Source organism: Bartonella sp. AP72JLCBS, assembly GCF_042195705.1.
Lineage (GTDB): Bacteria > Pseudomonadota > Alphaproteobacteria > Rhizobiales > Rhizobiaceae > Bartonella.
Window position 1 is genome coordinate 77,408 of record NZ_JBHIOU010000004.1, and the last position, 22,503, is coordinate 99,910.

Sequence of the window (22,503 nt, forward strand, 5' to 3'; positions counted from 1 at the left end):
GCTGGACATCAAGATATTATTGCACAATGGGAACAGAAATGTCTTCAATTGACTGAACAACTTGAGCGAAAAGAGCAAGAATGCGCTGGACATAAAGATATTATTGCACAAGGGGAACAAAGGCTTGTTAAAAAAACTCAAAAAGTATCGCAGGAATGGTTGAAACAATGGGATGAGGGAGTAAGGCTATGGGAAAGAGACGTACTGGGGATAAAAAATCCTAGGGAAGATATGAAATTCAGTGGAGATCGGCTTCCATTGGTAAAGGATATTTGTGTTCGAGGGGATCACAAAGTGCGTTTATTGTACAAGCAAGCACTTGGAAAAAAACTTACTTATGAACATTACAAAAAAATATGTAGTCTCTTGGATACCTCGTATTTTAGGAAATTTTTTATAAAAGCAGTGCGATTAATGAGAAGGAATGGAATAACTCTGCAAAAGTTTGTAGATCCTCTTACGAACAAAAAACGGAGTCAACCTACGATGTTATTACTTCATTGGTGGTTATATGTTCTTGATGATATGATTACAGCTGAATGCAAACAGCACCAAAAGGAAAACTTTACAGGGGAGGATGAAAAGAAAAAATTTACAGATACTTTGTGGGACAACATATCTATAAGTATAGAACACAAAGAGATAGAGAAAATGCTAAAGCTTTCGGAATCTTGGTCTGGTGAGTGTACTTTATTATTATATTGTAAAAAGAATGTGTTGTTGTTGTTGTGTGATATTTCCAGTGATTATAAGGAGGCAAGAGAAACTTTCATTTACTATAAGAAGCTTATTAAAACAGTGAAAAAAGGCTATGTTGCCTTTGATAATGGTTGCCATTCTGTCACAGTTAGAGAAGTAATCAATACTTGTCAAGAGAATGACACAAATAGAGCAAAAAATCTTTCCATTGTTGAAGGGAATCCAACATTTGAAGAAGCTTACAAATTAGGCGTTAAAGAGTGGATGAAATCATCAAATGAGAAATGCGATAACCGATTGATCTTTTGGGAGAAGCTTGTTGAGGAAAAAAAGTTAAAAGAAAAATTAAAAGTTATCTTTGGGGATAAGAAGGTAAAGGCGCTGAAAGAGGCTATTGAAAAAGATAAAGAGCAGCTTGCAAGTGAAATGCAGAAAGCAATTTTGGAAAACAAAGATTTTTGTTACTATAAATCTCGAGAGTATTTCATAGACTATCTGAGATAATGGTTAAATGAAGGGGGGGGAATGGCTGTATAAATCAATGGATTTGCTAAAATTTCTGTTGTCATGTAGAGGTGAAAACTATGAGAGGCATATGTGATAGCCCTTAGCAGAGAGGGGATATTTTAAATTATAGTCAATCTTTTTTGCTGTGTAGGCGGTGATTTCTTAAGAGAAGTAGGGGAGAATGTTGGCTTCTGATGTCGTTGTTGCTTCTTGGGGCGTTTTGTTGTGATGATATTTTTTTTGCGAAATATATCGCTGCCGCCTTCTTTATCGGTGACAAAACCACCGGCTTCACGAACCATCAGTATTCCAGCAGCCATATCCCAAATTTGCAGGTTATCTTCCCAAAAGCCATCGGTTCTGCCAGAAGCAACATAAGCTAAATCAAGAGCAGCAGCACCAAAACGGTGAAGTCCGGCAACTTCCATCATTATATTGCGTAATTCAATAAGATAGGTTCCATGACCTAGGCGACCAAAATGAGGCATGCTTGTAGCAATGACACAATCTTCCAGTCTGCGTCGAGCAGAAACGCGACAGCGTCGGTTATTGAAAAAAGCACCATACCTGCGTTCTGCGGTGAAGAGTTCATCACTCACGGGATTGTAAATGACACCAGCAACGACTTTCCCTTGGCTTTCTAAAGCAATGGAAACAGCAAAAAAAGGAATGCCATGGAGAAAATTTGTGGTGCCATCTCAAAGGGTCAACAATAAAACGGTGTTGTGAATCTTCTCCAATGATTTCTTCTGACTCTTCCATCAGATAACCAAATTTGGGGCGCGCTTTGCTTAATTCATTGAAAATAATTTTTTCCGCTTTGCGATCTGCTTGGCTGAGGTCATCTGCTAGATCTTTTCTGAGGTCTAAATGCCTTTTTTGAGGGTTTTTTCTAATTTTAGGCGAATGTGTTCATTGCCGGCAATGATATTTTTTTTGCGAAATATATTGTTGCCGCCTTCTTTATCGGTGACAAAACCACCGGCTTCACGAACCATCAGTATTCCAGCAGCCATATCCCAAATTTGCAGGTTATCTTCCCAAAAGCCATCGGTTCTTCCAGCAGCCACATAAGCTAAATCAAGAGCAGCAGCCCCAAAACGGCGAAGTCCGGCAACCTCTGCCATCACATTACGTAATTCAATAAGGTAGGTTCCATGATTTGGGCGACCAAAATGAGGCATTCCTGTGGCAATGACACAATCTTCTAGTCTGCGTCGAGCAGAAACGCGACAGCGGCGGTCATTGAAAAAAGCACCACACCCGCGTTCTGCGGTGAAGAGTTCATCATTCACGGGATTGTAAATGACACCACCAACGATTTTTCCTTGGCTTTCTAAGGCAATGGAAACAGCAAAAAAAGGAATGCCATGGAGAAAATTTGTGGTGCCATCTAAAGGGTCAACAATAAAACGGTGTTGTGAATCTTCTCCAATGATTTCTTCTGACTCTTCCATCAGAAAACCAAATTTGGGGCGCGCCTTGCTTAGTTCATTGAAAATAATTTTTTCCGCTTTGCGATCTGCTTGGCTGACATAATCTGCTGGTCCTTTCAAAGACACTTGCAAATTTTGCACTTCACCGTAATCACGTACCAACGAGCGTCCTGCTTTCATTGCAGCTTGCACCATGACATTCATGACTGCAGAATGGGCCATTTTTTATTCCTTTATTTATCTTTTTCATTTGCACGACGCAAATAAATCAACTCATTGGTGTCTACAATGATACGTTCACCAGCATTCATAAAGGGGGGAACAAGAATACGAATTCCGTTTTCAAGAATGGCGGGTTTATAAGAGGAGGTAACCGTTTGTCCTTTGATGGCAGGATCGGCTTCTGCAATCGTGACAGCAACTTGATCAGGAAGTGAGATGCCAATAGGCTTTTCTTGATAAAGTTCAACTGTGACAGTCATCCCATCTTGGAGAAAAGCAGCACGTTCACCAACAAAATCCTTTTGAAGTTCTAGTTGTTCATAAGATTCTGAATCCATAAAGACCAAAGCATCCCCTTGTTGATAAAGAAAGGTGAAATCTTTTTGTTCAAGGCGCACGCGTTCAACTGTCTCAGCAGCGCGAAATCGCTCATTAAGTTTTGTACCATCAATCAAATTTTTCATTTCAACTTGGTTAAATGCACCACCTTTTCCTGGTTTTACAGCGTTGCATTTAACAGCAACCCATAAGCTTCCTTGATGTTCGATCACATTACCAGGGCGAATTTCATTGCCATTAATTTTCATCGTTTCTATCCAATTCTATTCTTGCAAAAAGAACTCTCTTGTTGTCTTTATGGCGCTTTTCTTTGCTGCCTTTAACGGTCAAGCTCTTTTGTTATTTTCGGGCTAAAATCCCTTTGATTAACCTTGCTGCTCTCTCATGGTCCTGTGTGCTCTTTATGGGCTTTCTCCTGCTTTTTGCAAAGAGAAAAGCTTAAGTAAAAAAGAACCTTTATGTATTTTTGCTTTTCAGCTCTTTGCAAGACCATAAAAAGCGCTCAGACGCAAGCTTTTTAAAAATTTGCACAAAAATTTTTTAGAATTTTGGGGGAAATTTATCCCGTTGTGTCGTAAAATATCATCATTGATGGCAATGATATAATTGATGGTAATGATATAAGTTCCCTAAAACCATGAGGTGTTTTTAATTAAGAATATGTGAATACGGAGTTTATTATGAGTGTCTCATGGGATAGAGCGTGGTGTGTGTTATCGCGGGGTGTTAGCTTTCATTTTGATCAGAGAGTAATTGTAAAAAGGCTCTTTGTTTTATCGAGGTTAGGACTCTAAATTTTTTTAAAAGCAGGTATTTTTCTGTACTTGATGCGATTTCATCATGGTGGTATGGGGGCTGTTGTTTTGTTAAGATATCAGCATAGAAAAAGGAAAGTGGAACATTTGAGATAGCGGCAATTTATTTTAAGCGCCCTGCGCTGACACGATTTAAGCCGTTTTCATATTTCTGGATTTGTTGGAAAGTGGCACCTAAATGTTAACCTAATGTTTTTTGAGACATTTTAAGCATTTTTCGTCTCAAACGAATTTTTTTGCCAATGAATTTGCCACTGAAAATGTCGTTATAAGGATTTTACCAAGCCCCTAGAAAATGCTACACGGGATATAGAAAACTCTTCAGCTGCTTCAATCACAGATAGTCCAAGTTTTGCATTTACATCTTCGCGTAACAATTCACTAGGGTGTGGGGCATTTTCATTATTTTTAGTATTCTTCTTTTCTTAAATCTCAAAGCTATAATTTACATTATTTTGTATTGTCACAATCTATAATAAAATTTATCCACTCTGGCTAAAAATGAGGTTTTTTATTGAGGTGCAAATCTCTTTGCCTTTCGCAAGAGCTTTTAAGTCTTTACGTGTAAAATATAGAGTATGTTTACATTAAATAGCGGGTTCATCTGGGCTGAGTATTTATATAAGAACGCGGCTCTCCGTTCACGTTATACTGAAAAAGAGACACTATAGTGCTACTATTTAATCTTATTCTATAACTCAAATTCACACCCATGTTTTGTTGCTTTTGAGGTTGATCTGTATAGATCACATTATATCCATTCCGTCGCAACAGATTGATAAATAAAGGAGTAAAGTTGTCTGCTGTATTATTTTTCTTTATAAGAAGTGTGGTTGTAGCTGGTGGTAAAAACCCTTTGTTACCGCTAATAAATTTGTTAGCAACTAATTGTGCCTGACGCTTTGTAAGACTTTGATCAACATAATTTGATGAATAACTGCCTACAGATGCGCAACCAGCCACCAACACAACCGGTGACAGCAATAAATATTTTAACATCTTTAATTCCCCTTACTTATTGTTGCTCTTTATTTGCGAAGCTCCTCTTCCAGAAATAAGAGCAACTTTACGCATAGCACATTAACAACATATCGGTATCTAATCAATCGGTTAATTAATCAATGAATAATGGTTTCAGCTGTAAAGGCTGCTTGAAGTGCTTCTGGTGGCGTATATTTTAATAAACTGCTGCTTTTAGTGATTATGATAAAAAAGCAATTTTTTGCGTTTGCATGTTAAGATCATGTCCTCCATCTCTATTATAAAATGATGTGTTAAGTGTTATTCCAGATTGATCAAAAAAATTTTCAAGCATTGCTTTTTAAGGGCTATCTTTTTTTAAATACGTATGAATGTTTATTCTGTTTTTTTAAATACTATCGTTTGAGGTGTGGTGCTATAAGACATAAAACTTTGCACATGTGATGTTTTTATGAGAGTGTGTGGTGAATATTTGAGGGGGAGCTTGTCCGGATAATTTTGTGAAATGAACCACATAAAATGGGAAGCTAAAAGAGTTCTGTTCTGAGAAGACGGATTGTTTCCCAACCGGATAGGGAAGGGGCTTCTGTCCTTTGAGGGGTGGGAGGCAAGTTAAGAACAGAGAGTGTAGTGCTCTATGTCATGATGTTAAAAGCTTTCATTTTGATCAGAGAGTAATTGTAAAATGGCTCTTTGTTTTATCGAGGTTAGAACTCTAAATCTTTTGAGCAGCAGGTATTCTTCTGTACTTGATGCGATTTCATCATGAGGGTATGGGGGCTGTTGTTTTGCTGAGGTGTCCGCATAGAAAAAGACAAGTGGAACATTTAAGATATCGGCAATTTCTTTTAAACGCCCTGCGCTGACACGATTTAAGCCGTTTTCATATTTCTGGATTTGCTGGAAAGTAACACCTAAATGTTGACCTAATGTTTTTTGAGACATTTTTAGCATTTTTCGTCTCAAACGAATTTTTTTGCCAACGAAAATGTCATTATCAAGATTTTTGGCTCGCATTTTAAAGCCCCCGCCGGTTGCGAGCGCCCTCGCGTTGGTATTCCGGGAGCTTGAAAATACTGAGTTCTAGTCAGCCTTTTTGCTTTTAGTGCTTAAAGCACCTGGACATAGCAAAAACTCCCGGAATTCCGGGATACCCACAAAGTGGGTTCATCTTTACGCTAGAACTTAGGGTTTTCAAGGCCCCTTTTGGTCGTTGCGTATGCGACCAAAACATCTTTTAATTCATAAAGTAATTTCAGGAAATTTACAATAAAAATTAAAATAGCGTCTCTTAACGTGTCGTTTCTTAAAATGGAGGGGTGGCATGTTTTGCATTTAAGCAATAAAGTGTTCACAAGGGGGGCTTTGAATAGCGTACGCTATCGCGTGATGTTAGCTTGCATTCTCATCAGAGATCAGCTGTAAAAAGGCTTTCTTTTTTACCGTTGTTAGAACTCTAAATCTTTTGAGCAGCAGGTATTCTTCTGTACTTGATGCGATTTCATCATGAGGGTATGGGGGCTGTTGTTTTGCTGAGGTGTCCGCATAGAAAAAGACAAGTGGAACATTTAAGATATCGGCAATTTCTTTTAAACGCCCTGCGCTGACACGATTTAAGCCGTTTTCATATTTCTGGATTTGCTGGAAAGTAACACCTAAATGTTGACCTAATGTTTTTTGAGACATTTTTAGCATTTTTCGTCTCAAACGAATTTTTTTGCCAACGAAAATGTCATTATCAAGATTTTTGGCTCGCATTTTAAAGCCCCCTCCGAGTGCGAGCGCCCTCGCATTGGTATTCCGGGAGTTAAAAACACTGAGTCCGAATCAGCATTTTGCTTTTAGTGCTTAAAGCACCTGGACATAGCAAAATCTCCCGGAATTCCGGGATACCCACAGAGTGGGTTCATTTTTATGTATCGGACCTTAGGGTTTTTAATCCCCGTTGATCGTTGCGTATACGATCAAAAATACCTTTAAATATGTAAAGTAATTTCGGAGGCTTGGCAATAAAAAATAGTTTTTTTATAAGAGACGGCGTGTTTTTCGTCCAAGCAAAAAGAATGAAAAAATAGAGCTTGCGGAATTTTCGGGATAGTCTAGCTCTTTTGCTTATTGGATATTGTTTGTTAAGCAAATGATACCAGTGCGTTTTCTTTACCAATGAAAATGTCATTATCAAGATTTTTGGCTCGCATTTTAAAGCCCCCGCCGGTTGCGAGCGCCCTCGCGTTGGTATTCCGGGAGTCTAAAAACACTGACCTCGAATCAGCCTTTTTGCTTTTAGTGCTTAAAGCACCTGGACAGAGCAAAATCTCCCGGAATTTCTATAAATTTTATCTTTTTGAAGCAGAGAGGAGTATTTAAAAAACAGGAAGGAGCTTTATTGCTTCTTTGTGCGCTTTTTCTAGTTGTGTCTTGTCCATGCCTTGGAGCATTATTTCAAGATCAGGAGCTTGCATTTTTGCTTCCTTTGCGAGCATATACCATGCCGCTGCCATTATTATATCGCCTTTTGTTCCTGTGCCATCTCGATAAAGCCTTGCAAGGGAAATCTGTGCTGGTGCAATCATGTTGACGGCATTTCTGTGAAGTAAATGAAAAGCACGCTGAAAATCTGTTTCTCCTCCACGCCCCTGTACAAGCCATTGTGCTAAATGAAGTTGAGCTTTTAAGTGGTTGTTTTGAGCCGCTACCTCCATGAGCTTGCGGGCATTGCGATCATCTTTTGGTCGCTTTAACGTGCCTAAGGAAAGAATTTTTGCAGCAGAAAAAGCCGCTTCAGCATCCCCAAGAGCAGCACCTTTTAAGTACCATTTTAAGGCTTGCTCTATTGCTTCATTTTCACGACTTTGGGAAGAAACACCAGGGAGAGCTTGTTTTTCCTGTGAGGCTTTATAAAGAAGCAGTTGTCCATAATAAAAATAGGCTTCCTTGACGCCTGCTTTGACAGCTTTTTGAATGAATTGCGCACCAAGTTCTTGATTTTGTTTTATAAAGTTACCATCGAACAACATAAGTCCATAGCGTAGTTGTGCTTGGGGTTCCCCCTGTTTTGCAGCGCGTTCAAACCATAAAGCAGCACGCGCACCGTCAATAGGAACAGCACATCCTTCCATATAAATTCGGGCAAGAAGAGTTTGTGCAAAAGGATCATTTTTTTCAGCACGTCGGAGTGCTTCACGAAAAGCTTTTAAATAATAACCTTGGATGTAATAGTCATAGGCTTGGTCATAGTCTCCAGCTTTTAAGGGCTGAAAGGGTTCTTGAGTGTTTGAAGCTTCTTGAATCGTATTGAAAGAGCTTTCAGAATTTGAGATTTCTTCAGTGTTTCCCGCTGAACTTACAGCAGAACTTGCAAGCCCAATCACGCCTAAGATAAGCAGCTTCACGCTTCTCTTGATCATGGTGTTTTCTCCTCATTACCGATCAGAATTTTCACATTTTTTTTTCATCATTACAAGCCGTATAAGAATTTCATTTCTATATTACTTTTTATCTCTCAGTTTTTCGTCTTGGTTCAAGGTAGGGTTGGGTAAGTTAAAAAAGTAGCATAAATGTCGACGAGAGACAGACTGTTTAAAACAGTCCTGTTAAAAATAATACAGTCCTGTTAAAAATAATAATGATGAAGGGTTATCGTATGTAAAGATGCTTATCTTCTATTATATCAAGGGCTTATCCCCCCTAAAATGAAAAAATGCTTACAATGGAGGTTGCTTTTAAAAATACGTATGAATGCTTATGAATAGCGCACGCTATCCGTGTGATGTTAGCTTGCATTCTCATCAGAGATCAGCTGTAAAAAGGCTTTCTTTTTTACCGTTGTTAGAACTCTAAATCTTTTGAGCAGCAGGTATTCCTCTGTGTTTGATGCGATTTCATCATGGTGGTATGGGGGCTGTTGTTTTGTAATGATATCCGCGTAAAAAAAGGCAATAGGAACATTCAAAATATCAGAAATTTCCATTAAACGCCCTGCGCTGACACGATTTAAGCCTTTTTCATATTTTTGAATTTGTTGGAAGCTTACACCTAAAGCGTGTCCTAAAGTTGTTTGAGACATTTTTAGCATTTTTCGTCTCAAACGAATTTTTTTGCCAATAAAAAGATCAATATTAAGATTTTGAGATTGCATTTTTCCCCGCCGGTTGCGAGCGCCCTCGCATGAGTATTCCGGGAGCTTGAAAGTACTGAAATCTAATCAGCTTTTTTTGCTTTTAGTGCTTAAAGCACCTGGACATAGCAAAAACTCCCGGAATTCCGGGATACCCACAAAGTGGGGTAAATTCATGTTTAGATTTTCGGGCTTTCAAGACCCTCTTGGTCGTTGCGTATGCGACCAAAACATCTTTTAATTCATAAAGTAATTTTAGGAAATTTACAATAAAAATTAAAATAGTGTCTCTTAACGTGTCGTTTCTTAAAATGGAGGGGTGGCATGTTTTGCATTCAAGCAATAAAGTGTTCACAAAGGGGACTTTGAATAGCACACACTATCGCGTTATGTTAGCTTGCATTCTCATCAGAGATCAGCTGTAAAAAGGCTTTCTTTTTTACCGTTGTTAGAATTCTAAATCTTTTGAGCAGCAGGTATTCCTCTGTGCTTGATGCGATTTCATCATGATGGTATGGTGACTGCTGTTTTGTAATGATATCGGCATAAAAAAAGGAAAGTGGAACATTCAAGATATCGGAAATTTTCTTTAAACGCCCTGCGCTGACACGATTTAAGCCATTTTCATATTTTTGAATTTGTTGGAAGCTTACGCCTAAAGCGTGCCCTAAAGTTGTTTGAGACATTTTTAGCATTTTTCGTCTCAAACGAATTTTTTTGCCAATGAAAATATCATTATCAAGATCTTTGGTTCGCATTTTAAAGCCCCCGCCGGTCGCGAGCGCCCTCGCATGAGTATTCCGGGAGCTTGAAAATACTGAGTTCTAGTCAGCCTTTTTGCTTTTAGTGCTTAAAGCACCTGGACATAGCAAAAACTCCCGGAATTCCGGGATACCCACAAAGTGGGTTCATCTTTACGCTAGAACTTAGGGTTTTCAAGGCCCCTTTTGGTCGTTGCGTATGCGACCAAAACATCTTTTAATTCATAAAGTAATTTCAGGAAATTTACAATAAAAATAGTTTTTTACTTACAAAATTTGTTTTTTAATGAGAGGCTATCTGCCTCTTAAATCTCTCTGGAATGATTGTCAAAATCATGATATTAGCCCCCGTGTTTTTTGAGAGGGTTAAAGAGCCTTAAGGTTTAAGATCAAAAGAACTTTGGACGCTTAAAAGTTAAACATTTTCAATTCGCTAGTATTGACAACATAGACAAGAGTAATTATCTCCAATATTCAGGAATAGAAAGGACATATATTATGAAGCCCACCCTTTCTCCGCTAATTTCAGAGTTCGAAACCGTTGAACAGGAAAGCAGCTACACTGCATGGCTGCGCGATAAGGTAGCGAGCAGTCTTGCAAATCCATATCCTCCTATTCCGCATGATGAGGTTATGGCTGAAATGGAAGTTATAATCAGTCAGCTTGAAGCTGAACAGGACAAGTGATGCTTCCGGTTTTGGTTGTCTTCGGCGCGCGACGATTTGCGTCAGATTTTAACTTATATTGCTCGCGAGAATCCATCTGCTGCGCGCCGAATGAAAAGGTTTTTGGAAGCATCCGTACTGCCATTGGCAGAACATCCATATTTATACAGACAGAGTGAGAAGGTATTAGGATTACGAGAAATTGTAGCGCATCCAAATTACCTTATATTGTATCGAGTAGCTGCACATCAAATCGAAATTGTAGCTGTAGTACATGCCCGACGTGAATTTCCTATTTTTCTTTAATCTAATGAGAGGCTATCTGCTTCTTAAATCTCTCTGGAACAATTACCAAAATCATGACAACAGCCTCCGTGTTTATCAAAGGGATTAAAATGATTTCTTCTATGGTAATGAATTTACACGCGGTCTCTTCATTAAAATTTGCACAATCGCTTGCTGTTTGAAGAAGGGGGGGGTGATCGTTTCTCTGTGCTATAGGATGTGTGTGTCTGTGGCATGTGGTGAGGTGCCTTGTGGTTTTGGGCGTGCGCTTTAAAAAATAAACATAAGCATTATTCAAATTTACTTTAATGCATGAATTGTATCTGTATTAAAAGAGAAATCAGCTTTTTGTAAGCGCTTAATAAGTTTGGGAAATGTTTCGTTTACGTGTTCTTTAAAAGAAAGGTAGTAAACTCCACCAACATCTGAAAGCATTTCAATGCCTTCTTTTTGTAGAATAGCAATCCTCTCAAGAGGAAGTGTGGCAGCTAACATGCCCATTTCGAAAATAACGTTTTGTCGTGCACGGGGTTGAATTTTTTCTGCACCTTGAGATATAGCATAACCCATGTCATCATGCGTGAGGAGTACAATACCAAAACTTATAGAACTGTCACAAATTTCTTTTTTCAAAGTTTGAATGATGGGTAAACCATTGCCACTCGTATTTTGTAAGATGTATGGTTCGAGACCAAGCTTGAGAAGAGCATTTTCAAGCTCCGTTAAGGCATAACAATCATGACCATGAACAATAAAAATTTTTTTATTTGATGTATTGGAGGCAGTTTTTGAGGAAGGAATCGTTGATGTTTCTTCTAGATGCTTTGCAAAAGCTTTTTCTAGCTCATGGCAGAAAATTTTTTCACCTAGAATGACTGTTTTTCCTGTGGTATCATCCCAAAGAATGCTTCTTCTTTCAGAGGCTTCAATCTTATACGTAAAACCATAGGGACTTTTTTGTATGGCTTTAACATCTGTGATTTGATATCCAGTTTTGCGAATTATGTTTTTAAGATCTTCAAGTGTTCCATTGTATTCAAACGGCCCTCTGTATTTGTATTCCATTTTTTATGTCCCCTTCATATCTCTATCATTCGTTGTTGGTATTAGTGATCAACATTAACAATGACAAATTCCCCCGCAATCATAATGCTTCGTCTTTATAAGATTTTGAACTAGAAAATTTTTATGATCCTTTTCTCTATATATTATATGAAAAAAAGACGCTAGTTTTTTCATCAATTTGATTGAATTATTAAGCAATTTTATTGAGTTTCGAGGTATCCTCTTTATCTGTTATTGTGTGTTCTATATAAGTAATATAGTGGTGAGTGTTTGGATTTTTATTAACGCTTTATTTATAAATTCTCCTCCTATATTACAAGGGGGTGTTTTCACATTTTTCTTGCATTGTTTTAAGCAGTATTAAGGGGTTGTCGTTCCCCAAAATGACTTCTTCTACAGCAATGAATTCACATCCAGTCTTTAAGACTTCATCAAAGGTTGAAAAATCGCTCCCTGCTTGGATAATGGCGGGGGTTTGCATAATCTCTGCCCACCATGTTGCTAACTGGAGATTGCGGGGGTGCGCTTGGGGTTTTTTATCAGCCCCGAGTTTTCCAAAGAACAGGTAATCAACACCTGTTTCCGCTGCAAGCATAGCACTATGGCGATTGCGTAGATTGCCAAAGCCTATGATTTTTTGTTCCTTTTGCTGATTTTTGAAGCTTTCAAGAGCGTTAAGATCATTTTCTATGTGCAATCCATCAGCCTTTATGCGCCCAGCAATGCGGCTGTCATCAGCAATGAGAAGGGCTGCGTCATGATGTTGAATATCTTCTGCGTAAGTTTGCGCTTGTTGTTGTAAAAAAGAGCTATCATCTTTCAATTTTTCAGAATCATAGAGGATGACGCATGCAAAAGACTTTGTTTGTAAAATTTGCTGCAAAAATGTGTGTGGGGTGTTGCGCCGAACATCAAGTGTTAAAATCAACTGAGGGAAAAGAGGTGGATCAATTGGTTTATTTTTTTGTTGTGTCATGTCAAATCCCTGTTTCTTAGAAAAAATAACGCTTAAAAATTAAAGTTTCATTCTATTATGCTTATTTGCAATGAAAGTGACCACCATTTTCACGTAATTTAAAGGATTTGTGGGTGTGTGGAAGCCTGTTTATGAGAAATGAGAGTGTTTTTAAGCATAATATGTTACCTTTTCGCTGTGATACACGTATGGACGTTTTTCGTTCTTTTGCCTTTAAAAAACTTTTGCTTTTAAAAAAATAAACGCTTAAAATGAAACTTGACTCTTAAAAATTAAAATTTCATCCTGTTCATGCTTGTTGGCAATAAGGGTAAGCACCATTTTTATGGGACTTCAAGGGGGGTGCAACGTGTGGGAGTCCACTGATGAAGTACCAAGGTATTCTTGAGCATAATACTCAACCTTCTCATCGTGATACACGCATTGACGTTTTTCGTTCTTTGGCCTTATTGACGATTTTCATCAACCATATTCCCAGAACGATCTATGAGTCTTTTACTCATAGAAATTTCGGTTTTTCTGATTGTGCAGAAGTGTTTGTTTTGCTTTCAGGGATTGCTCTTGGGTTAAGCTTTCATGGACGGTTACAGCAAAAATCCTTTGCTTTTATTATCCGAAAACTTTGGTACAGAGCTCTGCAGCTCTATGGGGCATATCTTTTTACGACTTTTGTCACGTTAAGTCTTTTTTTTGCTGCCTTTTTATTATGGCGAACAGAAAAACTTTTATCGATGAACAATGTGGGACTCTTTTTTAAAGAGCCTGGTATCGCATTTTTGAGTACCTTAAGCTTTGGACATCAATTGGGATATAATAATATTCTTCCTCTTTATATCGTTTTGATGTTTTTTGCGCCTTTTATCCTTTATTTGAGTTGTAAGCAGACAAAATGGCTGCTTTTGGGCTCCTTTACACTGTATCTTATCTGCGGATTTTATAAAATTGCTCCTCCTTCTTATCCTTTAAAGGGAAAGTGGTTTTTAAATCCTTTGTCTTGGCAATTCTTATTTGTCATAGGATTGACCAGTACTTTAGCGCTTAAACAAGGAAAAAAAATCGCTTTTCAGTCTTTTTGGATTGTTTGTGCGGCAGCGTATCTCTTGTTGGCGCTGTTATGGGTTCGCTTAAATTGGTGGGGCATTTTGGGGTGGCTTGGCTGGTCTTCCCCATTGTTGAATTTTAATAAAACCTTTTTAAGCTTGCCACGTTTACTCCATGTTCTTGCATTAGCCTTTCTCATTCTTTCTTTGCCGCGCATCAATAAATGGTTTTATGTCTCTCAGAAACATCCTTTAGCAATTTTAGGAAAACATAGTTTACCGGTCTTTGTAACGGGAACCATTTTTGCGATGTTTGGACAAATTATAAAAACAGTGATGACAGAAACGTTTTTTTCCGATACCCTCTTAATAATAACGGGTATTGCTTTGCAATTTGGAGTCGCTTATTATTGTGAAAAACGGCAATCTTGGCAGTGGTCATTTTCAAGGAAAATGATCCGTTTATAAAAAATATTCCTGTAGTGTTTGTTGGGCACGTTAACCTTAGTATAAAAAGTGCGTTGCGCAAAAAAATTAAAAGAGGTAGCAGTTTTAAAAAAAAGCGTTCTATACAGCAACAAAAGAAACTTTTTAATACTCTATTCGTTAAGGGGTATGATTTTGTGCTGATACTTGGAGTATAAAAGCGTGAGTGTACATAAACGTCCATATGATGAACCTATTATCATGATTGAGCATAATGCTTTTGAAAATGCTTTTAATCGTCTCTATGAAGAAACAATGGCGCTGATTGAAAAAACCGCAGCGTATATTGACTCAGAAGGGAAATTAGTAGCACGCTCTCTTTCGGCAGAGGTTTCTGCAGTCTATGCGAAAGAGGCTATGTATTTAAGTACACGACTTATGCAAATCGCTTCTCAACTCCTTCTTCTTCGCGCAGAGCGTGAAGGGGAAATGTCATCAGAACAAATAAAAAAAGAAATTGTAAAAGTGTCACTTCATACACCGACATTGGAACTTGAAACCCCTCATTGGCATGAATTGCCAGAAATTTTTCGCCAATTTGTTTCTCATTCATTGCGTTTAGAAGTGCGCATAACCTATATGCGTGCTGGGTGGGAAACTGCGGCCTCCTGTGCTCTAGAAGATGATAATCCAGTGGGAAAACAAATCGAATTGCTCAAAACAGCCTTTGGGCGTTCTTAGAGGGACTCCCCTTGCTTTGTGCGAAGGAGAAATATCATCAGAACAAATAAAAAAAAGAAATTGTAAAAGTGTCACTTCATACACCGACATTGGAACTTGAAACCCCTCATTGGCATGAATTGCCAGAAACTTTCCGTCAATTTGTTCTCATTCATTACGTTTAGAAGCGTGCATTTTTTTCATTTAGAGATGCTGCTGTAGTTTAAGCGCTTTGGTCAATAAGCGGCGGCTTTATCTTGAACGATGATAATCTAGTGGGAAAATAAATTGAATTACTGAAAACAGCTTTTGGGCGTTCTGAGAAGAATAGCTCCTTGCTTCTTTCTTACGATATTTAGAGCAGTATACCCATTTTTTTTACAACCGAAATTTCACAATTAAAACTAATCTAGAGTGTTTTTTTCTGCCTAATTTCTATTTGGCGTAGAAATATCTTGAGCTTATAGCTTAGAGGGGGTGTATAAGTATTGATTTCGAATATGGCATGGGATGGAGTATGGTTGGTCTTATGGAAATCGACTTTGGTTGATTGCAGCTGGAACACTTTCTGTTGATCTATCGTGTGATTTTGTTTTGGCTCTGATAATGATCTGGCTTTAAGATAGAGTAGGGGCTTGTACATCAATTTATTTGTGCTCTATAATTTATGCCTATAAAGCTGCTGTAAAGTGTGTGTTAATGAGGATGATACACATTGTTGCAGTTTTGGGGCTTCTTTTGTTTTGAATGGAAGTTATTTTTCCTCGCGTAAAATAAAATATCCAAAATAAAGTGCCATATAATGAATGTCCCATGGGTTCCCTGTGCCCCTATGCAATGTCCCCCTCTACGCAATGTCATTGTGGTGTGATGAGTATATTCAAAAACACCTCTCAGTTCTTATTCACATTCGTTGAGCCTCTCTCATTTTTACGTTTGCAACAGAGCACGCCGGCACTATCATCATCTTTGCCAGTCCCCAATGTTGCAACAGCCTTTGGAACTTGAGACAATTCATTAGAGGCATTTTTAGTCCTTTCTTGTACAGTTTCACTCTATACGGCAATCCCACGTTTAATATGTAAGAGAATGGTTTTGATTGCTTCAATATAAACAGATTTGTAATGAGAAAATCTTAGGATATTCGGGATTCTTATGCAACATACAAAATAATTAATTATCTTTATAAATCAACGTGTTGCCTTGTTATGATAGCGTCATGCTATAATGTAAAAAGTTTTCGCAAAGTGTGTACCATCCATTGCATAGCCTCTTTACACATTATGAATGTGCAATCCAGCACTGATCTATTTGCTCGCTTGCGATGTTTAACCGTTATGGCATTGGATATGATATAGAAAGGGAATTTTTATGCTTTAGAGGGTGCTTGCTTGTGATGTGTGAATTGTTTTGACTGATTTCAGTTACGCTTCATAAAGTATGTTTCATAAAGATGCTGTTCGTTGCGTGTTATAATTGTATAAATTTGGGGGGATGATTATCTTTTTACTGGTTTTGTCTTGGGTTGCTGTTTTCTTTGTGGTCTTGTCTTTATTCACATCTTTATTCAAGAGAGGGAAAAGTGTATAGACTGTAGTTTATGGCAGAGACGATTCGTATTATAGGCATTGATCCCGGATTACGGCGTACAGGGTGGGGCGTTATCGATGTTGTGGGTAATCGTCTTCAGTTTATTGCAGCAGGGACGGTTTCTTCTGATGTAAAGTGTGAGCTGGCTTCTAGACTATGTCAGATCCACAAAGGTCTTTCAGAGGTTGTGCATCAATTTATGCCTCATGAAGCTGCTGTAGAACATGTGTTTGTCAACAAAGATGCTACAGCAACTTTAAAACTTGGGCAAGCGCGTGCAATTGCACTGCTGGTTCCTGCGCAAGCAAATCTTCCTGTTTTTGAATATGCGCCCAACAAAGTGAAAAAATCAGTTATTGGGGTTGGACATGGGGCTAAAGAACAAATCCATATGATGGTCAAAGTTCTCCTCCCACGGGCTGAATTTGATAGCAGTGATGCGGCTGATGCTCTTGCTCTTGCTCTTTGTCATAGTATGCACCGTAACAGTATTGACCGATCTTATCAGGCAAGGAAGGCGATATGATTGGGGGGGCAACATGATTGGCAAATTAAAGGGCACCCTTGAACATATCTTTGATGATCATATCCTTCTTGATGTGCACGGTGTGGGGTATGTTGTTTTTGTGTCAAATCGGCTGCGTCCTTCTTTACCTTCTGTTGGGGAGGCGTTAAGCCTTTTTATTGAAACGCATGTTCGGGAAGACGCAATTCGCCTTTTTGGTTTTGCTACAAGAGCGGAACAGGAGTGGTTTTGTCTTCTACAAAATGTTCCTGGAGTAGGGGCAAAGGTTGCTTTGGCAATCTTGGGTACTTTATCGCCAGATGAACTTGCACAGGCTATTGCTTTAAACGATGTTGCGATGATTAGTCGAGCGCCGGGCGTTGGTAAAAAAGTCAGTGAAAGAATTGTGGGTGAACTGAAAAGTAAAACACTCCCCTTTGAACAAGCGGTCAAGACTGTTTCGGTTTCTCAGCGTGAGATGACCAATCAACCTGCGCATGATGCGCTTTCCGCGTTGATGAAGCTAGGGTTTGAACGGGAGCATGCATCCCGTGCTCTTGCTCTTGCGATGAACGCTCTTGAGGGCGAAACTGTTTCTTCTGCCCTGCTGATCCGGCATAGTCTCAAATTGCTTTCTTCTCCTACTTAAAATCAAGGTAACAATGCATAAAGATGAAGATAAACGCCTTCTGGGTTCCGTCCCCCTTCCTAACGATCCAGATCGTTCCTTAAGACCACAAGTTCTCGATGACTTTATTGGTCAAGAAGCGGCACGGGCTAATTTAAAAATATTTATTGAAGCAGCAAAAACGCGGCAAGAAGCGCTGGATCACGTTTTGTTTGTAGGGCCACCGGGGTTGGGAAAAACAACGCTTTCACAGATTATGGCAAAAGAATTAGGCGTTAATTTTCGCTCTACTTCAGGGCCGGTCATCGCTAAAGCAGGAGATTTAGCCGCTCTCTTGACCAATCTTGAAGAACGTGATGTCTTGTTTATTGATGAAATTCATCGCTTAAATCCGGCGATTGAGGAAATTCTTTATCCAGCCATGGAAGATTATCAACTTGATTTGATCATTGGGGAGGGGCCGGCCGCACGCTCGGTGAAAATTGATCTGGCTAAATTTACTTTGGTAGCGGCAACCACACGTTTGGGGCTTTTGACCACACCGCTGAGAGACCGTTTTGGCATCCCAATTCGTCTCAATTTTTATACGATAGAAGAATTGGAATATATTGTGCAGCGTAATGCACGACTTTTTGCCGTTAAGATCAGTGATGATGGTGCTCATGAAATTGCACGCCGAGCACGCGGGACGCCTCGTATTGCCGGACGGCTTTTACGGCGCGTTTGTGATTTTGCTCTGGTTAAACAGGCAAAACAAATTGACCAAAAAATCGCCGATGAAGCCCTTTCGCGCCTTGAGGTTGATCATCTTGGGCTTGATCCGCTTGACCGCCGCTACTTGCTCCTGATTGCGGAAACTTTTTTAGGGGGACCGGTGGGGATTGAAACGATTGCTGCTGCTTTATCAGAACCACGCGATGCCATTGAAGATATTGTTGAACCGTATTTGCTCCAACAAGGTTTTATTCAAAGAACCGCTCGTGGACGCATTCTAACTGAAAAGGCTTGGAGCCATTTAGGGCTTTCTGCTCCAGCCTCTACAACGTCTATACAAAGGCGTTCTCAACTTTCTGATGCTCAAGACAATTCATCACTTCAGACATCTTTATGGGATGGGGAAGATGACTAAGGCATTCTCTTTGTTAAAAGAAACTATGTGAATATTTTATAGCAAGGTCATAAAATACAAGAGACGTGCCTTCTTTTAGCATATTCTGGCTAAAAAGGTTTGGCACTATTAAAGATTTTTTGCTTTTGCTTTTCACAACTTCAACACAAAAATGTGTTCAATCTTTTGATTGATAGATAATTTGCTATATTAGATGATTTTATGGGATATGAAGTCGATGACAGAAATAACACCTTTTAAGAGCAATCATACAAACGCTTTTCATAATTTTCAGGTCCGCGTTTATGTTGCGGATACAGATTTTTCCGGTGTGGTTTATCATGCGCGTTATCTTGAGTTTTTTGAACGAGGACGTTCAGAGTTTTTACGGGATACCGGTTTTAATAATAAGATGTTAGCAGCAGGGGGTGAGGGGGAAAAACTATTTTTTGTTGTTCGTCATATGGAAATTAATTTTTCAAGACCCGCTAAAATTGATCATCTTTTAGTCGTTAAAACACGTGTTACTCATATCCAAGGGGCACGCTTTTTTATGGAGCAATCTATTTTGCATGAGATGACCACGTTGGTAACAGCCAAAGTTGAAATTGCTCTGATTAATGAGGAGGCAAAACCGCGACGTTTACCTAAAGAACTTTTTGCAAAAATGCTTGGTTAAAAGTATTATTCATTGAACCAGCAGTTTCAGGAGAGATCGGCAGATATAAAGTAATCTATAATCTAAGACTATACATTTATCATAGCCTAAATGTTTTCCAACAAGGTTACACGATACAGCAAAAGAAAACAGCTCTGCTACAACACTACAATAAATTGAAGATGATATTTCACAAAATTAAACACGCCTCATCCATGTTATGATTCAAAAACAATGTCGCCTCATCCATTTTCTGCTATAAACTCAAGATATTTTCTTTCTTTTGAAGAAAGGTTTGTTGGCATCGGAAAGCAGCGAAAAAGTACAAAATATAAAAAGAAATAAAAATGGATTAAGATTTATTTTTATAAAAATGCACATACCCAGCGCAATATTGCAATAAAGTGATAATAAGCCATTAGGTCGAAAATTGTCTCAAAACACCCAAAGGGTGTTTTTAAGCAATTTGATTTGTTTTTTTACTGGATTGTCATTTGGCATCACAAGAGCGCGTGTTTCATCCATTTCTATCTATAATGCATCACTTTATGTGCTATAATGCGCGATTTATGTGCGCTTCTAAGCGTAGTAAATGAGTGAGAGATCAATGTATACAAAGCAGAAATGCATTCTTGATTTAAAGTTTCAAAAGCATATTATTCTATATAATATATTGACTTAGAAAGATATATTATCACTTCTTACGGGCACAAACCCTAATAGAGGAAGAGAATAAAATACTTTCATTTCAAATCTGTTCATGTTGAAACAATTAAAATCATTTGCTTACACATCATAAGAGAACAATATAAATCATTGAAAAAATTGTAAAAATGTTTTTTATGGATCATTCTCAATGCAATAATGATCAAATATCGCAAGTGAGCAAAGAGAGCGAAGAAGCCGGTTTTCATGAAGTAAAGATGTGAAAAGGCTTTTTTCATGTCACGGAAGCTTGTACGTTATATCATGGTGCCAGAGAGATGATAGGCATTGAAAGGGGCTAATTCACAACACAATGAGATTACATGAGACTTACACTAGATTATATAGGACTTATAATAGGGGTGCATGGGGGAGGCGCATTGTTGTGAGGTGTTGTAGGGTGGTTTAGTGTCGTTTTTTGTGCCCGATGGTGTACCCCGTATTCAATTCGATGGAAAATGAGAGAAATAATAGCCTGAGGCAAAGCGTTATCTTTTATGATGATAACATATTTATTTACAATGATAATTCATTGCGTTGTCACTTTCAGATAATTCTGAAACTTGTAAGATTTTTTCTTTTCAAGCTCTATTGCTGCGAATTAATTAAAAACATTTTCTTACATGTCACAAGCGGGGTTGATGAGTGGGTACAAAAACACTTAAGAAAGGAATAAAATGCTTCTTATGAATCTTTTCAAGTGCTAAGACTTATCGCTGTATTTTAAGCTTAAAACGCGTATGATGATTTAGCGTTCTTTTCATAAGCGTAAAGATGGTGGTGCATAATAGATTTTATATCATGCATTTTTATATCTTTTATTTTTATAGCATTTATGGAGAAATCCTTATCGTTATATTTTTCATAAATGCTGTTGTGAAATGAGGGGGGTGTGCATTGAGGGATGTCTCTCGTCATCACTTTTTAAGGAAATTTAAGAAACAAGTCTTGTTTTAGCGCATGGATTTATGTGAAACTAAAGTCTTTACTTAAATTTAGAAACTATAAAATAATCTGTTTTATAAAACTTTTAAAAATACACCTTTCATTTAGAGGGATAAAAATTATGCCGCATGGTGAACTAACAAATCCGGAAACAATTGGAATGTTGCATTTGTTTATGCAAGCGAGTTGGATCGTGAAAGGTGTTATGATTGGGTTGCTGCTCGCTTCCATCTGGAGTTGGGCAATTATTTTTGATAAAATTTTTACGTATCGGAGAATACGGCGTGAAATAAAGCAGTTTGAACGCACATTTTGGTCTGGCAAAGCGCTAGAAGATCTTTATGCATCATGCAAAAGTCAACGTACCAATAGTATATCCGCAGTTTTTATGGCAGCAATGGTTGAATGGAAAAAATCTCTTGAAAAAGGGACCCATACATCGAAAAGTTTGCAGAGCAGAATTGATAAGGCTATGGATTTGACGCTGGGACGTGAAAGTGAAAAAATAGAATCAAAATTAAGTTTTCTTGCGACATTGGGATCTGCGGGACCTTTTATCGGACTTTTTGGAACAGTTATTGGTATTATGGAGTCTTTTCTTTCTATTTCAGCTTCTCAAAATACGTCACTTGCCATTGTCGCGCCAGGGATTGCAGAAGCGCTTTTGGCAACCGCTATTGGTTTGTTTGCAGCAATTCCAGCCGTTATTGCTTATAACAAGTTGACTCATGAAAGTGCGCGCATCATTGCACAAATAGAAAATTTTGCCGATGAATTTTCAACAATTGTATCGCGGCGTATTGATGAAACACGCACAGCACCTTCCTCTTTATAAAAAGGAGCTTATCCATGGGCGTTTCTGTTGCTTCTTCTTCTCGCAAAAATACACGTAGGCGGCATCATTCACGAAGCCAACTGATGAGTGAGATCAATGTCACTCCTTTTGTGGATGTCATGCTGGTCTTGTTGATTATTTTTATGGTCTCTGCCCCCCTTTTAGTGAACGGTGTTCCTCTAGATTTGCCTCGTAGTCAAGCGGGTCCCGTACGAGCTCAAAAAACACCTCTGACGGTTTCACTTGACGCGCAAGGGCGCTTTGCCATTAATCAAGATTATTATGAAACGTCACAGTCCCTGATTGCACACCTGAAAACTCTTCTGGAAGCAGATTCTACACAAAAAGATCAACGGGTTTTTGTACGGGTTGCTAAAACTGTTGAATATCAGCAAGTATTAAAACTGCTGGCAGATATTCAAAAAGCGGGGTTTTCTCAAGTTGCGTTAGCAAGTTTAGCACAATAAATAATAA

At 38.4% G+C, this 22,503-nt stretch carries 21 protein-coding genes and 2 pseudogenes; 11 read left to right on the forward strand and 12 right to left on the reverse strand.

What is annotated here, in order from left to right; all coding sequences use genetic code 11:
• Positions 1 to 1,203 (forward strand): hypothetical protein (locus ACFILO_RS03460; RefSeq protein ID WP_375677833.1); only part of this gene is annotated, 1,203 nt, incomplete at its 5' end.
• Between the two features lie 122 nt (positions 1,204 to 1,325).
• On the opposite strand, the pseudogene ACFILO_RS03465 reads toward ACFILO_RS03460, so the two are convergent.
• The 10 genes and pseudogenes from ACFILO_RS03465 to ACFILO_RS03510 all read right to left on the reverse strand — a co-directional run.
• Positions 1,326 to 2,064: pseudogene (locus ACFILO_RS03465) on the reverse strand (inositol monophosphatase family protein); the annotation flags it as partial.
• An 8-nt stretch (positions 2,065 to 2,072) separates the two neighbouring features.
• Complete coding sequence (locus ACFILO_RS03470; RefSeq protein WP_375620999.1) at positions 2,073 to 2,864, reverse strand: inositol monophosphatase family protein; 792 nt, start codon at positions 2,862 to 2,864, stop codon at positions 2,073 to 2,075.
• 11 nt (positions 2,865 to 2,875) lie between these two features.
• Positions 2,876 to 3,451 (reverse strand): elongation factor P, encoded by a 576-nt coding sequence (gene efp, locus ACFILO_RS03475; RefSeq protein WP_015856958.1) that lies wholly within the window; start codon positions 3,449 to 3,451, stop codon positions 2,876 to 2,878.
• A 478-nt stretch (positions 3,452 to 3,929) separates the two neighbouring features.
• Positions 3,930 to 4,280: pseudogene (locus ACFILO_RS03480) on the reverse strand (helix-turn-helix domain-containing protein).
• A gap of 338 nt (positions 4,281 to 4,618) precedes the next feature.
• A complete protein-coding gene (locus ACFILO_RS03485; protein WP_375620998.1) occupies positions 4,619 to 5,017 on the reverse strand; it encodes a hypothetical protein in 399 nt (132 codons plus the stop codon).
• A gap of 630 nt (positions 5,018 to 5,647) precedes the next feature.
• On the reverse strand, positions 5,648 to 6,016 hold the full coding sequence (locus ACFILO_RS03490; RefSeq protein ID WP_375620997.1) for a helix-turn-helix domain-containing protein: 369 nt from the start codon (positions 6,014 to 6,016) through the stop codon (positions 5,648 to 5,650).
• Between the two features lie 375 nt (positions 6,017 to 6,391).
• Entirely contained in the window at positions 6,392 to 6,757 is a 366-nt protein-coding gene (locus tag ACFILO_RS03495) for a helix-turn-helix domain-containing protein (RefSeq protein WP_375677834.1), read from the reverse strand.
• A 605-nt stretch (positions 6,758 to 7,362) separates the two neighbouring features.
• The gene (locus tag ACFILO_RS03500; protein ID WP_375620995.1) at positions 7,363 to 8,406 is read right to left on the reverse strand and encodes a tetratricopeptide repeat protein; all 1,044 of its coding nucleotides are present in this window, start codon (positions 8,404 to 8,406) and stop codon (positions 7,363 to 7,365) included.
• Between the two features lie 365 nt (positions 8,407 to 8,771).
• Positions 8,772 to 9,137: a helix-turn-helix domain-containing protein gene (locus ACFILO_RS03505; protein WP_375677835.1), complete on the reverse strand. Its 366-nt coding sequence runs from the start codon at positions 9,135 to 9,137 to the stop codon at positions 8,772 to 8,774.
• Positions 9,138 to 9,508: 371 nt separating this feature from the next.
• Positions 9,509 to 9,874 carry a helix-turn-helix domain-containing protein gene (locus tag ACFILO_RS03510; protein WP_375677836.1) on the reverse strand — a complete coding sequence of 122 codons (366 nt, stop codon included), beginning with the start codon at positions 9,872 to 9,874 and terminating at the stop codon, positions 9,509 to 9,511.
• Positions 9,875 to 10,375: 501 nt separating this feature from the next.
• Here ACFILO_RS03510 and ACFILO_RS03515 point away from each other — a divergent pair.
• Entirely contained in the window at positions 10,376 to 10,564 is a 189-nt protein-coding gene (locus ACFILO_RS03515; RefSeq protein ID WP_375613201.1) for an antitoxin, read from the forward strand.
• A gap of 15 nt (positions 10,565 to 10,579) precedes the next feature.
• Positions 10,580 to 10,849 (forward strand): type II toxin-antitoxin system RelE/ParE family toxin, encoded by a 270-nt coding sequence (locus ACFILO_RS03520; RefSeq protein WP_375666263.1) that lies wholly within the window; start codon positions 10,580 to 10,582, stop codon positions 10,847 to 10,849.
• 279 nt (positions 10,850 to 11,128) lie between these two features.
• On the opposite strand, the gene ACFILO_RS03525 is transcribed toward ACFILO_RS03520, so the two are convergent.
• Both ACFILO_RS03525 and ACFILO_RS03530 read right to left on the reverse strand, forming a co-directional pair.
• A complete protein-coding gene (locus ACFILO_RS03525; RefSeq protein ID WP_375677837.1) occupies positions 11,129 to 11,893 on the reverse strand; it encodes a TIR domain-containing protein in 765 nt (254 codons plus the stop codon).
• A 313-nt stretch (positions 11,894 to 12,206) separates the two neighbouring features.
• Positions 12,207 to 12,869 (reverse strand): thiamine phosphate synthase, encoded by a 663-nt coding sequence (locus ACFILO_RS03530; protein ID WP_375677838.1) that lies wholly within the window; start codon positions 12,867 to 12,869, stop codon positions 12,207 to 12,209.
• Between the two features lie 365 nt (positions 12,870 to 13,234).
• Here ACFILO_RS03530 and ACFILO_RS03535 point away from each other — a divergent pair, with 365 nt between their 5' ends.
• The 8 genes from ACFILO_RS03535 (at position 13,235) to tolR (ending at position 22,496) form a co-directional block, all read left to right on the forward strand.
• Positions 13,235 to 14,377, forward strand: coding sequence for an OpgC family protein (locus ACFILO_RS03535; RefSeq protein WP_375677839.1), 1,143 nt, complete (start codon positions 13,235 to 13,237; stop codon positions 14,375 to 14,377).
• Between the two features lie 180 nt (positions 14,378 to 14,557).
• Positions 14,558 to 15,076 (forward strand): DUF1465 family protein, encoded by a 519-nt coding sequence (locus ACFILO_RS03540; protein ID WP_375677840.1) that lies wholly within the window; start codon positions 14,558 to 14,560, stop codon positions 15,074 to 15,076.
• Between the two features lie 1,579 nt (positions 15,077 to 16,655).
• Positions 16,656 to 17,171 carry a crossover junction endodeoxyribonuclease RuvC gene (ruvC, locus tag ACFILO_RS03545; protein WP_375622606.1) on the forward strand — a complete coding sequence of 172 codons (516 nt, stop codon included), beginning with the start codon at positions 16,656 to 16,658 and terminating at the stop codon, positions 17,169 to 17,171.
• Positions 17,172 to 17,184: 13 nt separating this feature from the next.
• A complete protein-coding gene (gene ruvA, locus ACFILO_RS03550; RefSeq protein WP_375611757.1) occupies positions 17,185 to 17,799 on the forward strand; it encodes a Holliday junction branch migration protein RuvA in 615 nt (204 codons plus the stop codon).
• 13 nt (positions 17,800 to 17,812) lie between these two features.
• Positions 17,813 to 18,907: a Holliday junction branch migration DNA helicase RuvB gene (ruvB, locus tag ACFILO_RS03555; protein ID WP_375677841.1), complete on the forward strand. Its 1,095-nt coding sequence runs from the start codon at positions 17,813 to 17,815 to the stop codon at positions 18,905 to 18,907.
• Between the two features lie 217 nt (positions 18,908 to 19,124).
• Positions 19,125 to 19,565, forward strand: coding sequence for a tol-pal system-associated acyl-CoA thioesterase (gene ybgC / locus ACFILO_RS03560; protein ID WP_375611759.1), 441 nt, complete (start codon positions 19,125 to 19,127; stop codon positions 19,563 to 19,565).
• A gap of 1,750 nt (positions 19,566 to 21,315) precedes the next feature.
• Positions 21,316 to 22,029: a protein TolQ gene (gene tolQ, locus ACFILO_RS03565; RefSeq protein ID WP_375606538.1), complete on the forward strand. Its 714-nt coding sequence runs from the start codon at positions 21,316 to 21,318 to the stop codon at positions 22,027 to 22,029.
• 14 nt (positions 22,030 to 22,043) lie between these two features.
• Positions 22,044 to 22,496 carry a protein TolR gene (gene tolR / locus ACFILO_RS03570; RefSeq protein ID WP_375652443.1) on the forward strand — a complete coding sequence of 151 codons (453 nt, stop codon included), beginning with the start codon at positions 22,044 to 22,046 and terminating at the stop codon, positions 22,494 to 22,496.
• The last annotated feature ends 7 nt before the right edge of the window (positions 22,497 to 22,503 follow it).